The sequence below is a fragment of the Lonsdalea britannica genome (assembly GCF_003515985.1).
GTDB lineage: Bacteria > Pseudomonadota > Gammaproteobacteria > Enterobacterales > Enterobacteriaceae > Lonsdalea > Lonsdalea britannica.
Map to the genome: position 1 here is coordinate 3460702 of NZ_CP023009.1, position 20276 is coordinate 3480977.

Here is a 20276-nt window from a genome sequence, read left to right on the forward strand (position 1 = left end):
ATTTCATTCGGCCCGTATTGTCCCACAGACCTCCCCCCTGCGTCAGCCTATAATGCCGCGACGCGGCTCGACAAAAAAGCGAAAACGAATTAGGTTGATGAACCCGTTCATTTTTCTTGCTGACTGCCCATGCCCCCGATTCGAACCCTGCGACAGCGCTATTGGTTTTCACCCCAATTGCCGTTTCTGGAGTGCCGTTCCACCTGGCAGAGCCGTCAGCCGTATAAAATGCATAGCCATGCGCAGCTGTCCATCGGCTGTCTTGAGGACGGCAGCACAGAGTGCCACTCAGGCGAAAACACCTATTTGCTCAACGCGGGGGATGTGATCGTGATCCCGCCGGAACGACCGCATAGCTGTCATCCACTGCCGGGGAAAACCCGCAGTTATCATATGCTGTATCTCGATGCATCGTGGTGCGCGCGTCAGCTTACACTGGCCGGTTTTGACAGCGATCAACTCAATGGTGACATTGTCACTTACTCATCCGCGGTGCTATTTCAACAGGTTATGCAGATAATTCGCCGTCTTCACGCCTCTCAGTTGGCCGGGATTGAGCACAATCTGCAACGCCTGTTCGCCGTCCTGTGTCATCCCCGCGTGGCGTCGGCTATCGATACATCCGCGTGTTCCGACGCTACCCGTTATGTACAGCGGCGATTGCGGGGAAACCTTCAGGACGCGCCCTCGCTGACGTTATTGGCGCAAGAGCTGGCGCTGCGCCCGGAAACCGTGTTGCGCCGATTTCGGCAAGACACCGGTATGACGCCCATGGCGTATCTCAACAACGCCCGCGTCGAACATGCCAAAATCCTGATTCGTCAGGGCGTGCCGCTGGCAGACACCGGTTATACCTGCGGTTTCAGCGACCAAAGTCACTTCCACCATACCTTTGTCAACTTCACTGCCGCCACCCCGGGCCAATACCGTCAGGCGCGATCAATTTTTCACAATAATTAGTCCCCACCGTGTTCTAGACTGGCCGCCGGTTTGATTCAACGCGGTCCGCACTATGATTAACACTCTGTTTCCCGAGCATTTCCCTGCCCTGGCCCTGGCGCACTTCGTGGCGTTGTTAAGCCCCGGTCCGGACTTCTTTCTGATCTCGGCATATGCCATACGCTTTCGCCTCTGCGGCAGTGTGGGTATTTGTGTCGGCATTGCGTTAGGCAATGCCCTCTATATTGTTCTGGCGGCGCTAGGCTGGACCGGCTTGCAGCAATCATACGGATGGTTTCAACTCGTCGAAGTGGCGGGCGCGCTCTATTTGCTCTGGATTGGCTTTCATCTGATGCGTTCCAAAGGCAACGTGAATTTGCCACGTGCCAACACGTCGTCTGGGTGCCCCGGACTGTTGCGCCAACTGGCGCTGGGGCTCGGCTCCGCCCTGCTGAACCCGAAAAACATGCTGTTTTACCTCAGCCTGATGACGACGTTGCTCGGCCCACAGGCAACCCGGCTGCAACAGGCAGTCAGCGGAACATGGATGGTGCTGGTGGTATTGGTCTGGGATCTGTCTATCGCCATGTTGATTGGCCGCCCCGCGCTGCAACGCCGTCTGGCGGGATCGATAGGCTGGCTGGAACGCGGCGCGGGAATCGTCCTGTTTGGATTGGGCGGATATCTGCTGTTCCGATGACGACGCCTCCTCAACGCGCTTGCCACTATCGCCACTGTCTCAGCGACGAAAGATGCCCACACAAGCCGTCAGCTTGTATCCCCGGGCTGAAAATCTATAATCGCAGGGGACATATAAAAGGATAAACGGATGAAGTTACGCAAACTATGCGCCATCGGCGTGTTTGGACTGTGCGCGCTCGGGGGAATTGGCGGGGTCATGCTGGTCGGCTATATCGTTCTCACTTCCGGAGCCTGACGGTCACGCAGCGGCCAACCGTAAGACGCTTTGCGGCGCCCTTTCCTTCATAACGACGTTGCCCTGAATCCAGACAGGCATTCAGGGCAACGGTTTTTACGGCAGCCATCCCCGGCCGCCGTATGTAGGGTTAAAGCAGCCTGAAACGCTGGCTTTTCACCCGCTGTGAATCCAGTCCAATCATCACATCGAAATCGCCCGGCTCGGCGACCTGCCGCAGTTGCATGTTGTAGAACATCAGGTCCTGCGGCGTCACCGTAAAGCTGACGGTCTGCGTTTCACCCGGCTGCAACATCACCTTGCGATATCCCCGCAGCTCTTTCACCGGGCGGCTTACCGAGGCCACCACATCGTGCAGATACAGCTGCACGACGGTTTCCCCCGCCCGCTTGCCGGTATTTTTCACGCTGACGGACGCGGTTAACGTGCCGTTGCGCGGCATGACCGGACGAGACAGACGCACGTCGGAAACGTCAAACGTGGTGTAGCTCAACCCATAGCCGAAGGGATAAAGCGGCCCGTTAGCCTCGTCGTAATAGTGCGACGTGTACTTGCCGGGATTCTCCGGGGTGTAAGGGCGGCCCGTCGGCAGGTGGTTATAGTAAATCGGGATCTGCCCCACCGAACGTGGGAACGACATCGGCAGCTTGCCGGACGGGTTGTAGTCGCCGAACAGCACATCGGCTATGGCGTTGCCGCCCTCGGTGCCGCTGAACCAGGTTTCTAGCAGCGCATCCGCCTGCTGATCCTCGCGCACCAACGACAGGGGCCGCCCGTTCATCAGCACCAGCACCAGCGGTTTGCCGGTCTTCTTCAACGCGTCGATCAGCGTTTTCTGGCTGTCCGGCAGCGTGATATTGGAACGGCTGGATGCCTCGTGCGCCATCCCCTGCGCTTCGCCGACAACGGCGACGATGACATCGGCCTGCTGCGCTGTTTTCACAGCTTCATCCAGCATGACCTGCGGGGAACGCGGGTCCATTTTCACCGCGGCTTCATACTGGTTGAGATATTGGACGATCCCCGCATGGTCGGTCACATTCGCGCCTTTGGCATACAGCAAACGCGCCTTGTCGCCGACGACGTTGCGCATCCCCTGATACACCGTAATCGACTGTGCGGCGACACCGGCGGCCGACCAGCTGCCCATGATGTCGCGTTTGCTATCCGCCAGCGGTCCGATCACGGCAATGGTGCCACTTTTAGCCAACGGTAAGGTATTGAGTCGGTTTTTCAACAGCACCAGACTTTTACGAGCGACGTCACGCGCTTCCGTCCGATGTAAACGGCTTTCCGCGTTGGTGTCCGGCGGGTCAGACTCTGCTGCGCCCAGATGACGGTACGGATCCTGGAACAAGCCCATATCGTATTTGACGTTCAACACCTGACGGCAGGCGTCATCAATGTCGCTCTGGCTGACCGCGCCCGTTTTCACCAGCTCGGGCAGATAGCGGATGAAATACTCATCGCTCATGCTCATACCAATCCCGGACTGCAATGCAATGCGCGAAGCATCGCGCGGGTCGGTCGCCACGCCGTGTTTGATCAGTTCTTTAATCGCGCCGTGGTCGCTGACGGCGATCCCCGAGAAGTGCCACTGGTCGCGCAATAACTCTTTCAGTAGCCAGCGGTTAGCCGTGGCCGGTACGCCGTTAATGCTGTTCAGCGAGACCATTACGCCGCCGCTGCCCGCATCAATCGCCGCTTTGTAAGGCGGCATGTAGTCCTGGAACATGCGCTGCGGGCTCATGTCGACGGTGTTGTAATCCCGTCCGCCTTCCACCGCGCCGTACAACGCAAAGTGTTTGACGCTGGTCATTAGCGAATGACGCGACGTCAAATCATCGCCCTGAAAGGCTTTGACCATGATCTGTGCGATGTCCGCCGTCAGCCAGGTGTCTTCGCCGAACCCTTCCGATACCCGTCCCCAGCGCGGATCACGGGTGATGTCGACCATCGGCGCCCAGGTCATGTTGAGGCCGTCCTCGGTCGCTTCATAGGCGGAAACGCGCGCGGAGGTAGCAATCGCCGCCTCATCCCAACTTGACGCCAGCCCTAGCGCGATCGGAAAGATCGTGCGCTGGCCGTGTACCACGTCGTAGGCGAAAAAGAGCGGGATCTTGAGGCGGCTGAGCTGCATCACCTGATCCTGCATCGCGCGGATATCCTGGCGCGTGACGGTGTTAAAAATCCCACCGACCTGCCCTTGACGAATCATCTCTTTAATGGCGGCTTTCGGGTTATCCGCGCCGACACTGATTAAGCGAAGCTGTCCGATCTTCTCTTCCAGCGTCATTTTCTTCAGCAGATCGTTGACGTAGGCATCACGCTGTTGCGAAGAGGCGGTTAAGGCGGTCGGAGGTGTCGTCAACGCCGTCGTCTGTGCGGCGGCGGGATGGCAAGCAATTCCCATTGCAATCGTCAGTGAAGTCAGCCATTTCATTATGTTTACGGACCTAATCAATCCCGTTTCAGTCACGCGTGCCAGAACTCAGGATACGGTTGGGGACAGAGGAGTCATCGGCTTTTCCTCCCGAACGATCAGAGGCGATGTTCCAGCGTAGCTACCTTGTGGACAATGCGGTTTTTCCGCGCTTAATCATAGTTGATTTCAGTACGAAATTTTATCGGGTTGTCGAATAAATAGGAGAATTTACCCGAAAAAACAACGTGTAATAGGCGGGGAAGTGTGCATGAAGAGAACGTAAAAAAATGTGTCGCCTGACTGATGACAGGCGACACACTCAGAAAGGATACCGTGGTCGATTAACGACGAGCCCGCGTCAGCGCTTTATCCAGCGCGCCCACCAGCCAGTCGATGTCTTGCGTCTGGAATGCCAACGGTGGGCGCAGCTTAAGGACGTTGCCGTAAGGCCCCGCGACGGAGGTCAGCACCCGCTCTTCGCGCAGGTGTTCGATCACCGCGAGCGCCAGCGGTTTGTCCGCCGTTTTGTTCTCCCGATCGCTGACCAGTTCAAAGCCGATGAACAGTCCCGCGCCGCGTACATCGCCGACGCACTCGTGACGCTGCGCCAGCGTGGCCAGCTCTTGCTTGAGGCGCGCACCAACGGTTTTACTGTGCGCTTGCAACCCTTCGTCTCGAATCACTTTCAGCACCGCCTGCGCAGCGGCCATCGACACCGGGTTGCCGCCGAAGGTGTTGAAATACGGGATCTCATCGCTAAACGCGGCCAGCACGTCAGCCTTCGCAAACAGCCCGGAGACCGGAATGCCGTTCCCCATCGGTTTCCCCATCGTCACAATATCCGGCACGACGCCGTGGCGCGCAAAACCCCAGAACGTGTCGCCGGTGCGGGCAAATCCCGGTTGAACCTCATCCGCGATGAAAATACCGCCGTTGGCGTGTACCACGTCGATGGCTGGCTGAAGGAAACCCACCGGGTCCGGCAAGACGCCGTCCGATGAAAAGATCGAGTCGGCCAGAAAACCGGCGAACTTGATGCCGTGAGCGGCCATATCATCGATCTGTTTCTGGATTTCGTTGGCGAACCAGATGCCGAGATCCGGCGCATTCACCCGGTAGCGATCCGGCGCAGGCACCAAGCGCGTAGTGGCCGCCAGCGGCTGCCCGCTGCCGAGCGCGGGAGACGCGCCGGAGGTCAAGTCGCTGGTGCCGTGATATGCCTCCTGACTGACGATAATCCCGGTGCCGCCGCTGTAGGCGCGCGCCACGCGGATCGCCAGATCGTTGGCCTCAGAGCCAGTACACATGTACATCGCTTTGGTCATGTCGGGCGGCAGGGTCGTCAGCAAGTCTTCGGTGTAGTCCAGAATGCGTTCATGCAGGTAGCGAGTATGGGTATTCAACTGACTCATCTGCTCTTGCACCGCCGCAATCACGGCGGGATGGCAATGGCCGATACTGGCGACATTGTTGTAAACATCCAAATACTGTTTGCCGCTGGCATCCCACAGGTACTGGCCCTCGCCGCGGACCAGATGCACTGGATTACGGTAGAACAGGCGGTAGGATTCCCCGAGCACTTTGCTGCGTTTCTCGGTAAGTTGGCGGATATCCTGGCTCAGCGCGTCGGCGTGTTCCGCCCGAAAGCTGTTGGTATCCATGATGGTTGAACGTGTCGCCATAACTACTCCCCTGAAAAATGAACGGTGGATCAGGTGAACGCCGCCTGCTGCAGAGCCGCTTAGCACGATCCGGTGGAAGCCACTGTATACCAAAAGCAATAAAATACACAAACGCAAAAATATGCACTATTTTGGTGCCAGTGAATGCACGGCGACGCGCCTTCGCATCTGCTTTTTTGAATTTAACACACAGAAAAACTACGCTTGGTTTGTGCATTTGTCCTAAGTCAGGATCAACGTGTATGATTCACGACGGCTATATGATTGATACACCGGGGACGTTTTTACGCACAGCCTTCGACACGAAACCCCCAAATACGCACAAAAACACACAGCCCTATTCCATAGACTCCTCATTGCACCTCGGACAGCCGGCAAAACGGCCACAGGAATTCGGCAATAAGGGAGTGAAAATGCGCCTTAAGTGATATTGTGCGGCCGCCGGACGGCGCTTTACGCGGCGTTCCCTATGGCTTATCCGGCGCAATAGCGGAAGCTCACCGCCTATTGTTAACACCATTAGTGGGTGTATTACCCTCAGGAAAAGAATCTCATGTTAGAAGAAACGCGGTTGCACCGTATCCGTGCATTACTGTCGACGTTAAACCGGGTCAGTACAGAGCAGATTATTCAACATCTCGGCGTTTCACGCGAAACGGTCAGGCGAGACATTCTTAAACTCGAAGCCCGGGGAATGCTGCGACGCGTCCACGGCGGGATCGTCGCCACCGGTCCCGAGCCGGAGCCGCCTTTATCGGTACGCCGTACGGTGCGTGAAAAAGAGAAGCAGGCCATCGCCCGCGCGGCGGTGCAGCAGCTTCAGCCGGGACAAACCATTTTCGTCGATGCCGGCACCACCACCACACTGCTCGCTGAGGAGCTGCTGTCCATGCCGGGGATGACCATCATCACCAACAGTCTGAACGTCGCTCTCAAACTGACCGCGCAGGAAGCAGAAGACCGTCTACTGCACGAGGTGATTCTACTGGGCGGCCACGTCGGCGCTTCCATCCAGGCCACCATCGGCGCGCAAACGGCCAACGAGTTGCGACGCTACCGGGCCGATGTCGCCCTGATGTCGCCGGTCGGCATCTCCAGCGCCGCGGGCGCCAGCAGCTTCTCTCACACCGAGGCGGCGATTGCGAGCGCGATGATCGAATTTGCCACGACCGCCATTATTCTGGCCGATCACACCAAGATCGGGGTCACCAGCCGTGTGGTTTATGCCCCGATGTCACAAATTGATATGGTAGTCACTGACGCCGCCGCCGAATTCAACCGCGACTATTCCGCCCTGAAAGACATCTGCCAACAGGTGATCCTCGCCTGATGTAGCCCGAACGGCCCGTTGGCGCATTGTGTAGTCTGCGGGCGTGAGGCATAGTGAATTCCGGTTTCACTCCACCCGCAGCACCGATACCCCAAATCTGAACGCTATCTGCCTGTGAGGCTCCGCCATGTATCAGCTTTATATCGCCAATAAAAATTATTCTTCCTGGTCACTACGCCCGTGGGTGCTGTTACAAGAACTGGATATCCCGTTCGAGGAGACGCTGGTGCCTTTTTCCCCCGGTATCAGTCAGCCCGCTTTCAAGACATTTTCGCCGTCAGGTAAGGTGCCCTGTCTCGTCGATGGCGATCTCACCGTGTGGGATTCGCTGGCTATTGTGGAATATCTGGCGGAACGTCATCCGGATGTCTGGCCAGATGACGTCGCCGCGCGAGCGTGGGCGCGATGCGCCTCGGCGGAAATGCATTCAGGATTTCCCACCCTGCGCGAAGTCTGCGGGATGAACTGCGGTATTCGCGTCAAACTGCATGAGATTACGCCGGAGCTGCAGCGCGATGTCGCGCGGGTGAATCAGCTGTGGGAAGAGGGATTGACCCGGTTCAAGGGACCGTTCCTGGCCGGTGTGCAGTTCAGCGCGGTCGACGCCTTCTTCGCGCCGGTAGTCTTTCGCATCCGAACCTATGGGCTGCCGTTGACGCCGCTGGCGAAGCAGTATTACACCACCCTGCTGGCGCTGCCGGCTATGCAGCAATGGCTGGAACAGGCCCAGCTTGAACCGTGGCGTGAGCAGGAGCACGAAGCGACATGGGCGAGATACGGCACGCTGGAGCAGGATGAACGCACGGTCGGCTGATAACGCCGACCGCCCGAACGGCGGAGACTACTCCGCCGACGTCAACGCGATCTCGGAGGAAGACCGCTGAGGCGAGCTTTGGGCAATCGCCTTTTGTTTTTTATAGCTTAACGCGGCGGGCGGCACCGGGCTGACCTTGCCGCTTTCCAGCCAGTTACGCAGCCGATTGGCATCGGCGAAGTGGGTATATTTACCGTAAGCATCCAATACCACCAGCGCCACCGGCCGCTGATTGATGACGGTTCGCATCACCAGACAGTGGCCAGCCTCATTGGTAAAACCCGTTTTGGTCAGTTGAATATTCCAGTCCGGGCGGTAGACCAGATGGTTGGTATTACGGAACGGCAACGTATAAGCCGGATGAGCGAAGGTCACCATTTTCTCGTGCGTGGTGCTCAGCTGGCTGAGCATCGGATATTGTCGGCTGGCGACCAGCAGCTTGGTCAGATCACGCGCCGTAGACACGTTTTCCGTCGACAGCCCGGTCGGCTCCACATAATAGGTATGCATCATGCCCAGCGCGCGAGCTTTGGCATTCATCGCGGTGATAAACGCCTTATAACCGCCGCGGTAATGATGAGCCAACGTGGCGGCGGCCCGGTTTTCCGAGGACATCAACGCCAGCAGCAGCAGGTCGTGGCGGGTAGCTTCGCTGCCAAGACGCACGCGGGAATAGACCCCCTGCATCTCTTTTGTCTGGCTGATATCTACCGTCAGCATTTCGTCGAACGGCTGATTGGCGTCCAATACCACCAGCGCCGTCATCAGCTTACTCACTGAAGCGATCGGCACCACCACATCTGGGTTGCTCGAATACAGCACCTTGTTATTCAGTAAATCGACCACCATCGCGCTGCCGGAGGCGATTTCCTGATGCGAGGCCGCGGATGAGGCGGCCACCGTTTTAGCCGCCGCGGGCGAGGCGACCCAGACCGATGCGGACATCAGCACCAGACTTAAAAGCGAAAGCTGTATTTTTTTATTCATTATTCAGTAGCTTATAAATTGATTTGGCGGAAAGGGTTCAGGACGACCCGGGCATTATAGTTGCGCCCCTTCCCCCGCGCATCGGGACAACGGTAAAAGCTTTGTGACAAAGTTTGACAGGCCGTTGCGGGGCGGATTGGCGCCCTCGCAGGCAGATTAGGCTGGCATGCCCGGACGCATCCCGATAACATCATGCCCCGGCTAAACGTCGCCCCGGCGGCATCTTCATTTTTCGCCCGAGGTCGTCATGGACGACCGATTGTAATTGTTGTTGCGATAGTTAATAATTTATCTCAATAAGGTTAATTTCTTCTCATTATTAGTGGATTGCTTTATGTCCAATGCACACCCCGTCAAAACCTTCGAACGCCCGAAACTTGAGCTGCCTAACGAGGCGGATAAGCTGTTGCTTCACTCCTGCTGCGCCCCCTGTTCCGGCGAAGTGATGGAGGCGTTGAGCGCTTCCGGCATTGATTACACGATCTTTTTCTATAATCCGAACATTCACCCTCAGCGGGAGTACCTGATCCGCAAAGAGGAAAACATTCGCTTCGCCGAAAAACACGGCGTACCGTTTGTCGACGCCGACTACGATGCAGATAACTGGTTTGAGCGAGCGAAAGGCATGGAGTGGGAACCGGAGCGCGGCGAACGCTGCACCATGTGCTTTGATATGCGGTTTGAACGCGCGGCGCTGTACGCGCATGAAAACGGCTTTGGCGCCATCAGCAGCTCGCTCGGCATCTCCCGCTGGAAGAACATGCAGCAGGTCAACCAGTGCGGGATCAACGCGGCGCAAAAATACCCTGGCGTGGTGTACTGGGATTACAACTGGCGCAAACAGGGCGGCTCGGCGCGCATGGTCGAAATCAGCAAGCAAGAGCGTTTCTACCAGCAGGAATACTGCGGCTGTATTTATTCGCTGCGCGATGCCAATAAACACCGTAAATCGCAAGGCCGGGATATCATCCGCATCGGCAAACTCTTTTACGGCGACGAGCCCGCGTCCTGATCACTCCGGCATTGCCTGTGAATCAACGCTCAAAAGCCCCGCGCTGCTCGAATCAGAGCAGCGCGTTTTCACTCCGATAATTAATGCCCCAATAAGTGACGATAAGAGCGATATTCAATATTATCCAGCTGCAACCCAAGCCTTAGCGCACACTCCTGACATTTTTCGCCCAGACGATCTAATTCCGATTCATACTCCGTCATGCAAGATATTCCGACGTAATGACCAAGCGACTCGATATAATCCAGCGTGATTTGAAAAGTATCTAAAAAATAAATACTTCGTGTTTTATTCACTTCGAATACCGGCTGGAATCCTAGCGTTTTCAGCATACTGTCGGTGCGTTCAAATGACTCCACGTTCACCGTCTCGCTGCAGCCGGAGCGCGGCCCTTTGACGATCCACAGCTTAATGCCGGAGGGCACCATACATCGTAATAACATGCTGATATTTTTATGACTTAACGATTGTTCCACCGTATCGTAATAGATATCGCTTTCTTTATTTTCAAAAACAAAAGACTCAGGATGCAGGCTGAATAATCTTTCGCGGAAAGCGGCAATATCTTGAATGCTGAACTTTAATGCAACCTCATATTTTCCTCTGAAATGTTCAATCACTGGCTTTCTCCATTACAGGCGACCCTGGCTAGAAAATCATTCCCAGAAAGAAATGTGTTTTAATTAATTTTTTCATTGCGGCATTGCCATGAATAACAGCGGTAGATAACCGTAAACGCCTTATTACAGGCTAAAAATTGACGAAAAAAAACGGCGCTGACCGCGACGCCAAATAAGGCATGGAGCAGGCAGCTGCAATGGCGCATTTGAACGCGCTATGAAGATCGCGGCTATTATCAACAAAAGTCTGACTTTGCGCTAATGACGTCTGGATATAACGACCTGCGCTTGCCAGCCCTATCTTGAGAAAGGGCTGGCAAGCGCCTACGGAGGGGATAGTACCTTGTTCAACGTGGCTGAACCGATGCGCCGGCCGGCAGGAAAGGATTAATGCGCGGCGTCGATAACGCGGGCAATCGCGCCGGAGGACGTCAGCGCGCGCACTTCGGCGAACAGGCCAGCGGCTTCGTCATACTCTTTACGCAGATAACCCAGCCACTGCTTGATGCGCGCGACATGATACATGCCCGTATCGCCTTGCTTTTCTAGCCTCACGTATTTTTGCAGCAGCCGGACCACGTCCGGCCACGGCATCCGGGGTTCATTATATTTGATGACCCGGCTCAGGTTGGGAACGTTCAACGCCCCGCGCCCCAGCATCACCGAATCGCACCCCGTTACCTGCATGCAGGCCTGCGCGCTCGCATAATCCCAGATTTCGCCGTTGGCGATCACCGGGATGGTCAGCCGCTGGCGGATCTCGCCAATCGCGTCCCAGTTGATGCGATCCGCCCGATAGCCGTCCTCTTTGGTGCGACCGTGGACCGCCAGCTCGGTGGCCCCCGCCTGCTGCACGGCATCGGCGATTTCGAAACGATGGCTGTCGGACGCCCAGCCCAGCCGGACTTTCGCCGTTACCGGCATCGTCTCCGGCACCGCCGCGCGCATCGCTTTGACGCCCTGATAAATCAGTTCCGGATCTTTGAGCAGCGTGGCCCCGCCGCCGCTGCCGTTCACGAGCTTCGACGGACATCCGCAGTTCAGATCGACGCCGTAGGAGCCCAGTTCCACCGCGCGGGCCGCATTTTCGGCCAGCCAGTGTGGATACTGCCCCAACAGCTGAACACGCACCCGCGTCCCCGACGGCGTGCGGCTAGCATGATGCAGTTCAGGGCACAGGCGATAAAAGGATTTGACCGGCAGCCGCTGATCGACCACGCGCAGGAATTCTGTAATGCACAGATCGTAATCATTCACTTCAGTCAGCAGTTCACGGACCAGAGAGTCCAACACCCCTTCCATCGGGGCCAGCAGCACGCGCATAGTTATTATTCAGCTCACATCAACATCGGCACGCAATGGTACTGTCAGCAGACGAGCCAACGCAACGGAAAACACCGTCTCTCGCGGCGATCCCTATTCGCTTTTTTGCCGCATCACCGAAGGCGTGACGCCATACGCGGCCCGAAAGCGCTGGCTGAAGTGGCTGGAGGAACTGAATCCGCATGCCAACGCAATGTCCGTCATCGGCAGCGCGGTATGGCGAACCAGATGGTGCGCACGTTCGAGGCGAATCCGCATCACAAACTGATGCGGCGCCATCCCCTCGCTGTGACGGAACATGCGCGCAAAGTGAAATTCACTCAGCCCGGCCTCGGTGGCTAGGTCCGCCAGCGTCAGCGGTTCCGCCAGCCGCGCGTCGATCAGCGCCCGAATGCGCTGACGAACCATTGGCGCCAGTCCGCCACGCACCGTCGGCAGCGCCCACTGCAACTGGGTATAGCGCCGCAGCACGTGAGTCATCAACAGCGTCGAGGCGGTCGTCAGCGTGAGCCGGTCAGCGGCGTCTTGCCAGCTGTGCTGCAGCAGAAAGTGTCGATAGAGACTGACAATCTGCGCATCGTCGCCAAAGACCCGTTCTTCCAGTCGCAGGCTCGCCGGACTGCGATCCCAGATCTGCTCAGCCAGCTCGCGCAGGTGGTCGTCGGTGTAATAAAGGTGAACGAACTGCAAATCGCCGCGGATATCCCACGTGGAAACGCTGTGTTTCGGCATCAGGCAAAAGCGATCCGGGCCGCCGCCGTTGAACCAGCCGTCCGGCCGTTTATGGTAGGACTCATAGCCCCCGGCGATATACAGGCTCAGGGTGTGATGATTGGTATTTTCCAGCGTGACACGGTCGTGGCTGTTCTGCCACGACGCTAGACTGACGCCGTTATTGAGGTCCACCGAATCCCGCAAACGCGTTTTATAGTGCTGCAAAACGTTCAGTGCCTCATAGCTCGCCATGATGTCCCCTATGAAAAAACCGCAATTTGATGGTAACCAGCGCAAATCCGTGACAGCGCGCCTGCCTGTTCAGCTGGATATTAAAGGGTATCCGCCGTAACAGAGAGTCCTCCATGAATATCGTGCTTTATTTACTCGTCGTCCTAATTTGGGGCACCACCTGGCTGGCGATCAGCCTACAGCATGGCAGCGTGCCGCCGGAAGTGTCGGTCTTTTGGCGTTTCGCCATCGCCTCCGCACTGCTGTTATCGTTCCTGAAACTGACCGGTCGCCTGCGGCCCCTATCGTGGCGCGGACATCTGCTTTGCATGGTGCAGGGCGTCACCGTCTTCGGCATCAATATGATCTGTTTCTATCATGCCATCGTCTGGATTTCGAGTGGTCTTGAATCGGTGATTTTCTCGATGGCGGTCTTGTTCAACGCGTTTAATGCCCGGCTGATGCTGGGCCAGCGGCTGACGCGCAATGTGTGGCTGGCTGCGCCGCTGGGTTTGGCGGGCGTCGTCCTGCTGTTCTGGCACGACCTGACGCAGATCGACGCAGGCTCGCATTTACTGATGGGAGCCGGATTATGCCTGCTGGCGACCTACTGCTTTTCGCTGGGCAACATTATCAGCATCCAGCATCAACGGCAGGGGCGCGACATTATGGCGACCAACGGCTGGGGCATGTGCTACGGGGCGCTGGCCGTAGGCATGGCTGGAGTATTCATGGGCTATGACTTCACCCCCGAATTGACGGCACGCTATTTGGGATCGCTGGGGTATCTCGCCGTTGTGGGATCGGTCGTCGGCTTTGGGGCTTATTTCCTGCTGGTAGGTCGTATCGGTGCGAGTCAGGCGGCTTATGCCACGCTGTTGTTCCCGCTGGTGGCGCTCTCGCTCTCAACGGTATTCGAAGGCTATCAGTGGCGGGCGAATGCGGTGTTAGGGCTGGTGTTGATTCTGGCGGGCAATGCGGTGATGTTTTACCGTCCACGCCGTAAAACGGCGCTAACGTCCCAGCAGGCAGTCTGAGTGGACACCTGAAGAAACAGGCGGCCCGAGGGCCGCCTGTCACACAAACTAGGCTTTGGACGCCGGTTTGTGGCTCGGACGAGCGCGACGAGCCTGGCCGTCACGCGCGCCACCGCCGGAGCGAGGCGCGCCCTGACGAGCCGGACGACCACCCTCACCGGCGCCGCCACGGTGATTACCCTGACGCGCACCGCCGCCGCCACGAGGAGCCGATGACGGACGACCGCCACGGCCACCCTGACGACCGTTCTGGATAGGATCGGCCTTAATCGTCGGGTCCGGTTCGTAGCCCGGAACGGCCATACGCGGGATCTCACGCTTCAGCAGACGTTCGATGTCGCGCAGCAGTTTGTGCTCATCGACACAGACCAGCGACAGCGCTTCACCGGTAGAGGCGGCACGGCCGGTACGGCCGATACGGTGAACGTAATCTTCCGGTACGTTCGGCAGCTCATAGTTCACGACGTGCGGCAGATGGTCGATATCCAGACCACGGGCCGCGATATCGGTCGCCACCAGCACACGAATGGAACCGTCTTTGAAGTTGGCCAGCGCCCGGGTACGTGCGCCCTGGCTCTTGTTGCCGTGGATCGCCGCGGCGGTGATACCGTCTTTTTCCAGCTGTTCAGCCAGATGGTTAGCACCGTGTTTGGTCCGGGTGAAGACCAGCACCTGACGCCATTCGTTTTGACCAATCAGCTGAGACAGCAGTTCGCGTTTGCGTTTTTTGTCGACCATGTGCACATGCTGCGTCACCAGTTCTGACGGCGTGTTGCGACGCACCACTTCGACGGAGGCCGGATTGTTCAGCAGAGAGTTGGCCAACCCTTTGATGTCATCAGAGAAGGTCGCGGAGAACATCAGGTTCTGACGGCGTGTCGGCAATTTCGACAGCACGCGACGAATGTCATGGATAAAGCCCATATCCAGCATACGGTCGGCTTCATCCAGAACCAGCACCTCGACCTGAGACAGGTCTACCGCATTCTGATGTTCCAGATCCAGCAGTCGACCCGGGGTCGCCACCAGAATATCCACGCCGCCGCGCAATTTCATCATCTGGGGATTGATGCTGACGCCGCCGAACACGACCAGCGAACGCAGGCTCAGGTACTTACTGTAAGACTGGACGTTTTCGCCAATCTGCGCCGCCAGTTCACGGGTCGGCGTCAGGATCAGCGCACGAACCGGGCGACGGCCCTTCGACATAGGCTTCGAACTGAGCATTTGCAGCAGCGGCAACGTAAAGCCCGCCGTTTTGCCCGTACCGGTCTGAGCGCTTGCCATCAGGTCGCGGCCAGCCAATACCAGCGGGATCGCCTGACTCTGTACCGGCGTCGGCTCACGATAACCCTGCTCTTCCACGGCACGTAAAATATCGGCGCTCAGGCCGAGAGATTCAAAAGACATATTGAGAACAACTCCAGATCGACCCTGACCGGACATAAGTCGGCGTAGTTTCCAGGGCGATAACAAGATGGGTATCGGCGCGACGTTCGGTGTGCGTACGCGATGCGCTAACCCAGATGAATGGGCACAAACTACGGTGCATAACTGCCAATGATTGTATCAGGAAATGATGACTATCAGGGATTTTTCTACCTGCGTCACAGTTTAAGGCGAGAAACGCCTCCTACGCCCTACGATTTCGTCGATTGGCGATTTTCACCGCCATGAATCTGAGCGCGATTTTACCGTATGGCCGTCACCCAACCGCCGCCCCGCAAGCCAGTAGGTCCCCGCCGCCGCCTGACACTCAGCGACACACGGACAGCGGTCCGATCCTACTGAATTTAGGATGGATCTGGGTACGTCGTCTATGCCACAGTCTACACTTTGTCACGGGCATCGCGCGCCTCCGTCGGCGGTGTGCCTTCCAGCTCTACCAGGAGAAAAATGGATGAAAGCGACATGGCGTGATGACAATCAGTTCGAGCTACTGGTCAACGGCGACGCTTTCTATCCCAGCGTTTTTTCCGCCATTCGCCAGGCCCAGCGCCACGTGGTATTGGAAACCTTCATCTGGTTCGAGGATACGATCGGCACCGAACTGCGCGATGTGCTGGCCGATGCTGCGCGGCGCGGCGTCAGCGTGGATGTGCTGGCGGATGGTTTCGGCTCTCACGATCTGTCCGCAGGCTTTTTAGCGCCGATGATTGAGGCGGGCGTCCACGTGCGTTTCTACGACCCGCGTCCGCGACTGCTCGGCATGCGCACTAATCTGTTCCGCCGTCTGCACCGCAAAATTGTGGTGGTTGACGGCACGGCCGCCTGGGTTGGCGGCATCAACTATGGCGAAGACCACATGACCGATGCGGGGCCAGACGCCAAGCAGGACTATGCCGTCAAAGTGCGCGGACCCGTAGTACAAGACATTTATCGCTATGTCATGGACGTGTTGGCGCGTGAAGAGCCGCCGAAACGCTGGTGGCGTAACCGCTTCCGTCGCCCGGTGCGCAACCGCCATCCGAGCGACGCACAGGCGCTGTTCGTCTATCGCGATAATGCCTCTCACCGTGACGATATCGAAAAGCATTATCTTTATATGCTCCGTCAGGCCAAGCGAGAGGTCGTGATCGCCAACGCCTATTTTTTCCCTGGCTATCGATTGCTGCGTTCAATGCGTAAAGCCGCACGCCGCGGCGTGCGCGTGCGCCTCATCGTTCAGGGCCAGCCGGACATGCCGATCGTGCTGGTCGGCGCCCGCATGCTGTACCACTATCTGCTGCGCGCGGGCGTGGAGATCTACGAGTATCGCCGCCGCCCGCTTCACGGGAAAATCGCGTTGCAGGATGATCAATGGACCACCGTCGGCTCCAGCAATCTGGACCCGCTGAGTCTGGCGCTCAATCTGGAGGCTAATCTGATCATTCATGATCGCGACTTCAACCAGCAGTTGCGCGAACATCTGTACTCACTAATGACGGAGGATTCTCTGCGCGTGGAGCCGGACCATTTGCCTAAGCAGTCTTACTGGCGGCTGATGCAAAACGTCGTGGTGTTCCACTTTTTACGCCATTTCCCCGCCTTGGTCGGCTGGCTGCCCGCGCATACGCCGCGACTCAAACTGCTCAGCCCGCCTGACGAGACTGCAAAGGAATTAACGACACCACAACAGGAGATCACGCGTCCATGAATGTTCGTAGTCGCAAGAAGAACAAGAAGAAAACGCTGCTCAAAAAGAGTATCGCCACGCTGTTTCTCATTGCGGTGGTTGTTCTGCTGGTCATCTTTGCGCGGCAGGTGGATTGGACGGAGGTCCTGCATGCGATTCTGAGCTACAACCGACAGGTGGTGTACCTCATCGCCGGTCTGGTCGTCGTCAGCTATCTGCTCTACGGCGTTTACGATCTGCTTGGACGCGCCTACTGCCGTCATCCGCTCCCGCGCTTGCAGGTGCTGCTGGTCTCGATGATCTGCTACGCGTTCAATTTCACGCTCGGCGCTTGGGTGGGCGGCGTGGGCATGCGCTTTCGGCTTTACTCCCGGCTGGGACTGAAAAGCAGCACCATCACGAAAATGTTTTCCCTCAGCATCGCCACTAACTGGCTGGGCTATATCCTGCTGGCTGGCGGCGTGTTTGCCTTCGGCCCGTTGCACATGCCGGGAAACTGGGTGATCGGCGACGTCGCCCTGCGTCTGATTGGCTACACGCTGCTGCTGGTGATCGTCGGCTATCTATGGCTCTGCGCCTTTTCTCACCGCCGTCGTCTGCCGTTTCGCGGGATGAAGTTCTCGCTGCCGTCGTTGAAAATGGCCTTCCTGCAACTGCTGGTGTCATCGCTGAACTGGCTAATCATGGGCGCGATTAATTGGCTGCTGCTGGGCCAGAGAGTCGATTTCATTTTGGTGTTCGGCGTTCTGTTGATCGCCAGCATCGCCTGTCTGGTCGCCAACGTGCCTGCGGGGATTGGCGTATTAGAGGCGATATTCATGGCGTTGCTGGCGGGCAGGCCGTTCACTCACGGGGAGATCATCGCCGCGCTGCTGGCCTACCGGGCGCTGTACTATATCGCGCCGTTAATCCTCGCGCTGGGGCCTTACCTGTGGCTGGAAGGCCGCGCCAAAAAACTGCGGGTGAAGAACCTTCAGGCGCTGGCGAAGGAGCCGGAAAAGTCGCTGTGACCCGCATCACGACGCCGTTTCTCTTCACAAAAAAACAGGGAGCCTCAGCTCCCTGTTTTCCTTTCACGCCACTGTCCGAGTGCGATTAGCGGCGGTTGCCCAGTAAACGCAGCATCATCAGGAACAGGTTGATGAAGTCCAGATACAGCGTCAGCGCGCCGACGATGGAGTATTTCCGGAAATTATCTTTGTCATCGGAAGAGAGCTGCTCGCCGATATTTTTCAGCTTCTGCGTGTCGTACGCAGTCAGACCGACGAACACGACCACGCCGATGTAAGTGACGGCGCGCGTCAGCGCATCGCTTTTCAGCCAGAAGTTGACCAGCGTCGCCAGCAGGATGCCGATCAGTCCCATGAACAGGATGCTGCCCAGTCCGCTCAGGTCGCGTTTGGTCACGTAGCCGTACAGGCTCATCGCACCGAACATCCCGGCGCTGATGACGAAGGTACTGGCGATAGAGCCGCCGCTGTAGACGATGAAAATGCTGGACAGCGTCAATCCGGTCAACGCCGAATAGAGCATGAACAGACCGGTCGCCACCGTTCCGCTAAGACGGTTCACCATGCCGGAAATTACGAAGACCAGGCCCAGCTGCGCGATGATCAGCCCGTAAAAGGTGATCTGACTTGAGAAAACCAGCTTCAGCACGGCAGGCGTATTCGCCGCATACCAAGCGACAAATGCCGTCAGCAGCAGGCCGCAGGTCATCCAACCATAAACCTGCGCCATATAGGTCTGCATGCTGGTGCCAGCACGCTGAACAATCGAGTCATTGGAACGTGGATATCGATCCATGATGCTTCCTTTGTGTTGAGTAAACGATCCCAGGCAAATAATTGCCCTCCGAGCTAAAGTTTACCACAAAATCGCCCGGCCACCGGCCAGACACACGCCGCCCGGCACGGCTTTTATCGCGTCCAGCGCCGGGCGGCCTCACGATCGCTGTCTCGCGATGCCACCCACCGGTCGCCCTCCTCCGTCGATTCCCGCTTCCAGAACGGCGCACGGGTTTTCAACAGGTCCATGATGAACTCAGCGGCTTCAAACGCCGCGCCCCGGTGCGCGCCGGTAACGCCGACGAAGACAATTTCGTCGCCCGGATAGAGCGCGCCGATGCGATGCACCACGCTGACACGCTGTAGCGGCCAGCGTTCGCGCGCTTCCTCGACGATCTCCGCCAGCGCTTTTTCGGTCATGCCGGGATAGTGCTCCAGCGTCAGGGCGCTGACGTTTTCGCCCAGATTATGATTGCGCACTTTGCCGGTGAAAGTGACGACCGCGCCATCCTCATCGCAGGCGGCCAGCCAGGCATACTCTTCGCCCACGCTGAACGCGTCCGCGCCAACCCGAATACGAGTCGCTTTCATGCTCATCCTCCCGTCACCGGCGGAAAAAAGGCCACTTCGTCGCCGTCGCGCAGCGGATGATTCATCGCCACCAGCGTCTGGTTAACCGCCGCCAGCAGCTTGCCGTCTTCGAGCGCCAGCGCCCAGCGATCGCCGCGCTCACACAGCGCCTGCCGCAGCGCGGACACCGTCGGGAAGGTCGCGGGCAGCGTCTCTCGCTCCGAACCAATCAGCTCTCTGACCTGAGCAAAAAACAGCACGGTGATCATGCGTCCTCCGCCTGGAAGTCGCCGGACTTGCCGCCGCTTTTCGCGAGCAGCCTCACGGGGCCGATGACCATGTCCTTCTGCACCGCCTTACACATATCGTAAATCGTCAGCGCCGCCACAGAGGCGGCCGTCAGCGCTTCCATCTCAACGCCGGTTTTGCCGGTGAGACGGCACAGCGATTCGATGCGCACCCGGTTGTGCGCCGGCTGCGCTTCCAGTTCTACCGCCACTTTGGTCAGCAGCAATGGGTGACACAGCGGGATCAGATCCCAGGTCCGTTTCGCCGCTTGAATACCGGCGATACGCGCCGTGGCGAACACATCGCCCTTGTGATGGCGGCCCTCGATAATCATGGACAGCGTTTCAGGGGCCATCGCGACGAACGCTTCGGCGCGGGCTTCGCGCACCGTCTCGGCCTTGGCGGAAACATCCACCATCGCCGCTTCCCCGGCGGCATTAATGTGCGTCAATTGAGTCATAGTTA

20 protein-coding genes are annotated in these 20276 nt (G+C 57.8%); 9 read left to right on the forward strand and 11 right to left on the reverse strand.

Going from position 1 to position 20276, the window contains the following annotated elements; all coding sequences use genetic code 11:
* Positions 1-129 precede the first annotated feature (129 nt).
* The 3 genes from CKQ53_RS15890 to CKQ53_RS18815 all read left to right on the forward strand — a co-directional run bounded on the left by CKQ53_RS15890 (position 130) and on the right by CKQ53_RS18815 (position 1876).
* Entirely contained in the window at positions 130-960 is an 831-nt protein-coding gene (locus CKQ53_RS15890) for an AraC family transcriptional regulator (protein WP_094118195.1), read from the forward strand.
* 52 nt (positions 961-1012) lie between these two features.
* On the forward strand, positions 1013-1639 hold the full coding sequence (locus CKQ53_RS15895; protein WP_094118196.1) for a LysE family translocator: 627 nt from the start codon (positions 1013-1015) through the stop codon (positions 1637-1639).
* A 129-nt stretch (positions 1640-1768) separates the two neighbouring features.
* On the forward strand, positions 1769-1876 hold the full coding sequence (locus tag CKQ53_RS18815) for a hypothetical protein (RefSeq protein WP_244200961.1): 108 nt from the start codon (positions 1769-1771) through the stop codon (positions 1874-1876).
* A 130-nt stretch (positions 1877-2006) separates the two neighbouring features.
* Here CKQ53_RS18815 and bglX read toward each other — a convergent pair whose 3' ends face one another.
* On the reverse strand, positions 2007-4319 hold the full coding sequence (gene bglX, locus CKQ53_RS15900; protein ID WP_094118197.1) for a beta-glucosidase BglX: 2313 nt from the start codon (positions 4317-4319) through the stop codon (positions 2007-2009).
* A 323-nt stretch (positions 4320-4642) separates the two neighbouring features.
* A complete protein-coding gene (locus tag CKQ53_RS15905) occupies positions 4643-5983 on the reverse strand; it encodes an aspartate aminotransferase family protein (RefSeq protein WP_085651457.1) in 1341 nt (446 codons plus the stop codon).
* 553 nt (positions 5984-6536) lie between these two features.
* Between CKQ53_RS15905 and CKQ53_RS15915 the strand changes: the two genes are divergently transcribed.
* A complete protein-coding gene (locus tag CKQ53_RS15915) occupies positions 6537-7313 on the forward strand; it encodes a DeoR/GlpR family DNA-binding transcription regulator (protein ID WP_085651459.1) in 777 nt (258 codons plus the stop codon).
* A 127-nt stretch (positions 7314-7440) separates the two neighbouring features.
* Positions 7441-8127 carry a glutathione S-transferase family protein gene (locus CKQ53_RS15920; protein WP_094118198.1) on the forward strand — a complete coding sequence of 229 codons (687 nt, stop codon included), beginning with the start codon at positions 7441-7443 and terminating at the stop codon, positions 8125-8127.
* 27 nt (positions 8128-8154) lie between these two features.
* Here the strand turns inward: CKQ53_RS15920 and pbpG are convergent, their stop codons facing one another.
* A complete protein-coding gene (pbpG, locus tag CKQ53_RS15925; RefSeq protein WP_094118199.1) occupies positions 8155-9114 on the reverse strand; it encodes a D-alanyl-D-alanine endopeptidase in 960 nt (319 codons plus the stop codon).
* Between the two features lie 334 nt (positions 9115-9448).
* On the opposite strand from pbpG, the gene CKQ53_RS15930 reads away from it, so the two are divergent.
* A complete protein-coding gene (locus CKQ53_RS15930) occupies positions 9449-10126 on the forward strand; it encodes an epoxyqueuosine reductase QueH (protein ID WP_085651462.1) in 678 nt (225 codons plus the stop codon).
* Between the two features lie 80 nt (positions 10127-10206).
* Here the strand turns inward: CKQ53_RS15930 and cyaB are convergent, their stop codons facing one another.
* From cyaB to CKQ53_RS15945, 3 genes are all read right to left on the reverse strand, one after another.
* Positions 10207-10746 (reverse strand): class IV adenylate cyclase, encoded by a 540-nt coding sequence (gene cyaB / locus CKQ53_RS15935; RefSeq protein ID WP_085651463.1) that lies wholly within the window; start codon positions 10744-10746, stop codon positions 10207-10209.
* Between the two features lie 387 nt (positions 10747-11133).
* Positions 11134-12069, reverse strand: a complete 936-nt coding sequence (gene dusC / locus CKQ53_RS15940) for a tRNA dihydrouridine(16) synthase DusC (RefSeq protein WP_085651464.1) — start codon at positions 12067-12069, stop codon at positions 11134-11136.
* Between the two features lie 93 nt (positions 12070-12162).
* A complete protein-coding gene (locus tag CKQ53_RS15945) occupies positions 12163-13035 on the reverse strand; it encodes an AraC family transcriptional regulator (RefSeq protein ID WP_094118201.1) in 873 nt (290 codons plus the stop codon).
* A 113-nt stretch (positions 13036-13148) separates the two neighbouring features.
* Between CKQ53_RS15945 and CKQ53_RS15950 the strand changes: the two genes are divergently transcribed.
* Positions 13149-14051, forward strand: a complete 903-nt coding sequence (locus tag CKQ53_RS15950; RefSeq protein ID WP_085651466.1) for a DMT family transporter — start codon at positions 13149-13151, stop codon at positions 14049-14051.
* Between the two features lie 48 nt (positions 14052-14099).
* Here CKQ53_RS15950 and rhlE read toward each other — a convergent pair whose 3' ends face one another.
* Positions 14100-15461 carry an ATP-dependent RNA helicase RhlE gene (gene rhlE / locus CKQ53_RS15955; protein ID WP_085651467.1) on the reverse strand — a complete coding sequence of 454 codons (1362 nt, stop codon included), beginning with the start codon at positions 15459-15461 and terminating at the stop codon, positions 14100-14102.
* A 490-nt stretch (positions 15462-15951) separates the two neighbouring features.
* Between rhlE and clsB the strand changes: the two genes are divergently transcribed.
* Both clsB and CKQ53_RS15965 read left to right on the forward strand, forming a co-directional pair.
* Positions 15952-17187, forward strand: a complete 1236-nt coding sequence (clsB, locus tag CKQ53_RS15960) for a cardiolipin synthase ClsB (RefSeq protein ID WP_094118202.1) — start codon at positions 15952-15954, stop codon at positions 17185-17187.
* Positions 17184-18176, forward strand: a complete 993-nt coding sequence (locus CKQ53_RS15965; protein ID WP_094118203.1) for a lysylphosphatidylglycerol synthase domain-containing protein — start codon at positions 17184-17186, stop codon at positions 18174-18176. The genes clsB and CKQ53_RS15965 overlap by 4 nt, the downstream gene beginning before the upstream one ends.
* Positions 18177-18261: 85 nt before the next feature.
* On the opposite strand, the gene CKQ53_RS15970 is transcribed toward CKQ53_RS15965, so the two are convergent.
* The 4 genes from CKQ53_RS15970 to moaC form a co-directional block, all read right to left on the reverse strand.
* The gene (locus tag CKQ53_RS15970) at positions 18262-18972 is read right to left on the reverse strand and encodes a Bax inhibitor-1/YccA family protein (protein WP_085651576.1); all 711 of its coding nucleotides are present in this window, start codon (positions 18970-18972) and stop codon (positions 18262-18264) included.
* Between the two features lie 113 nt (positions 18973-19085).
* Entirely contained in the window at positions 19086-19544 is a 459-nt protein-coding gene (moaE, locus tag CKQ53_RS15975) for a molybdopterin synthase catalytic subunit MoaE (RefSeq protein ID WP_085651575.1), read from the reverse strand.
* A 2-nt stretch (positions 19545-19546) separates the two neighbouring features.
* On the reverse strand, positions 19547-19792 hold the full coding sequence (moaD, locus tag CKQ53_RS15980) for a molybdopterin synthase sulfur carrier subunit (RefSeq protein ID WP_085651574.1): 246 nt from the start codon (positions 19790-19792) through the stop codon (positions 19547-19549).
* Positions 19789-20271: a cyclic pyranopterin monophosphate synthase MoaC gene (gene moaC / locus CKQ53_RS15985; RefSeq protein WP_085651573.1), complete on the reverse strand. Its 483-nt coding sequence runs from the start codon at positions 20269-20271 to the stop codon at positions 19789-19791. The genes moaD and moaC overlap by 4 nt, the downstream gene beginning before the upstream one ends.
* Positions 20272-20276: the final 5 nt, after the last annotated feature.

What these genes read in the sequence shown, in the direction of transcription:
- pbpG (WP_094118199.1), bottom strand. Translation starts at nt 9,114, where the DNA reads ATGAATAAAAAAATACAGCTTTCGCTTTTAAGTCTGGTGCTGATGTCC.
- clsB (WP_094118202.1), top strand. Translation starts at nt 15,952, where the DNA reads ATGAAAGCGACATGGCGTGATGACAATCAGTTCGAGCTACTGGTCAAC.
- CKQ53_RS15945 (WP_094118201.1), bottom strand. Translation starts at nt 13,035, where the DNA reads ATGGCGAGCTATGAGGCACTGAACGTTTTGCAGCACTATAAAACGCGT.
- CKQ53_RS15890 (WP_094118195.1), top strand. Translation starts at nt 130, where the DNA reads ATGCCCCCGATTCGAACCCTGCGACAGCGCTATTGGTTTTCACCCCAA.
- bglX (WP_094118197.1), bottom strand. Translation starts at nt 4,319, where the DNA reads ATGAAATGGCTGACTTCACTGACGATTGCAATGGGAATTGCTTGCCAT.
- CKQ53_RS15915 (WP_085651459.1), top strand. Translation starts at nt 6,537, where the DNA reads ATGTTAGAAGAAACGCGGTTGCACCGTATCCGTGCATTACTGTCGACG.
- CKQ53_RS15905 (WP_085651457.1), bottom strand. Translation starts at nt 5,983, where the DNA reads ATGGCGACACGTTCAACCATCATGGATACCAACAGCTTTCGGGCGGAA.
- CKQ53_RS15965 (WP_094118203.1), top strand. Translation starts at nt 17,184, where the DNA reads ATGAATGTTCGTAGTCGCAAGAAGAACAAGAAGAAAACGCTGCTCAAA.
- moaD (WP_085651574.1), bottom strand. Translation starts at nt 19,792, where the DNA reads ATGATCACCGTGCTGTTTTTTGCTCAGGTCAGAGAGCTGATTGGTTCG.
- moaC (WP_085651573.1), bottom strand. Translation starts at nt 20,271, where the DNA reads ATGACTCAATTGACGCACATTAATGCCGCCGGGGAAGCGGCGATGGTG.
- CKQ53_RS15930 (WP_085651462.1), top strand. Translation starts at nt 9,449, where the DNA reads ATGTCCAATGCACACCCCGTCAAAACCTTCGAACGCCCGAAACTTGAG.
- rhlE (WP_085651467.1), bottom strand. Translation starts at nt 15,461, where the DNA reads ATGTCTTTTGAATCTCTCGGCCTGAGCGCCGATATTTTACGTGCCGTG.
- CKQ53_RS15950 (WP_085651466.1), top strand. Translation starts at nt 13,149, where the DNA reads ATGAATATCGTGCTTTATTTACTCGTCGTCCTAATTTGGGGCACCACC.
- dusC (WP_085651464.1), bottom strand. Translation starts at nt 12,069, where the DNA reads ATGCGCGTGCTGCTGGCCCCGATGGAAGGGGTGTTGGACTCTCTGGTC.
- CKQ53_RS15970 (WP_085651576.1), bottom strand. Translation starts at nt 18,972, where the DNA reads ATGGATCGATATCCACGTTCCAATGACTCGATTGTTCAGCGTGCTGGC.
- CKQ53_RS18815 (WP_244200961.1), top strand. Translation starts at nt 1,769, where the DNA reads ATGAAGTTACGCAAACTATGCGCCATCGGCGTGTTTGGACTGTGCGCG.
- moaE (WP_085651575.1), bottom strand. Translation starts at nt 19,544, where the DNA reads ATGAAAGCGACTCGTATTCGGGTTGGCGCGGACGCGTTCAGCGTGGGC.
- CKQ53_RS15895 (WP_094118196.1), top strand. Translation starts at nt 1,013, where the DNA reads ATGATTAACACTCTGTTTCCCGAGCATTTCCCTGCCCTGGCCCTGGCG.
- CKQ53_RS15920 (WP_094118198.1), top strand. Translation starts at nt 7,441, where the DNA reads ATGTATCAGCTTTATATCGCCAATAAAAATTATTCTTCCTGGTCACTA.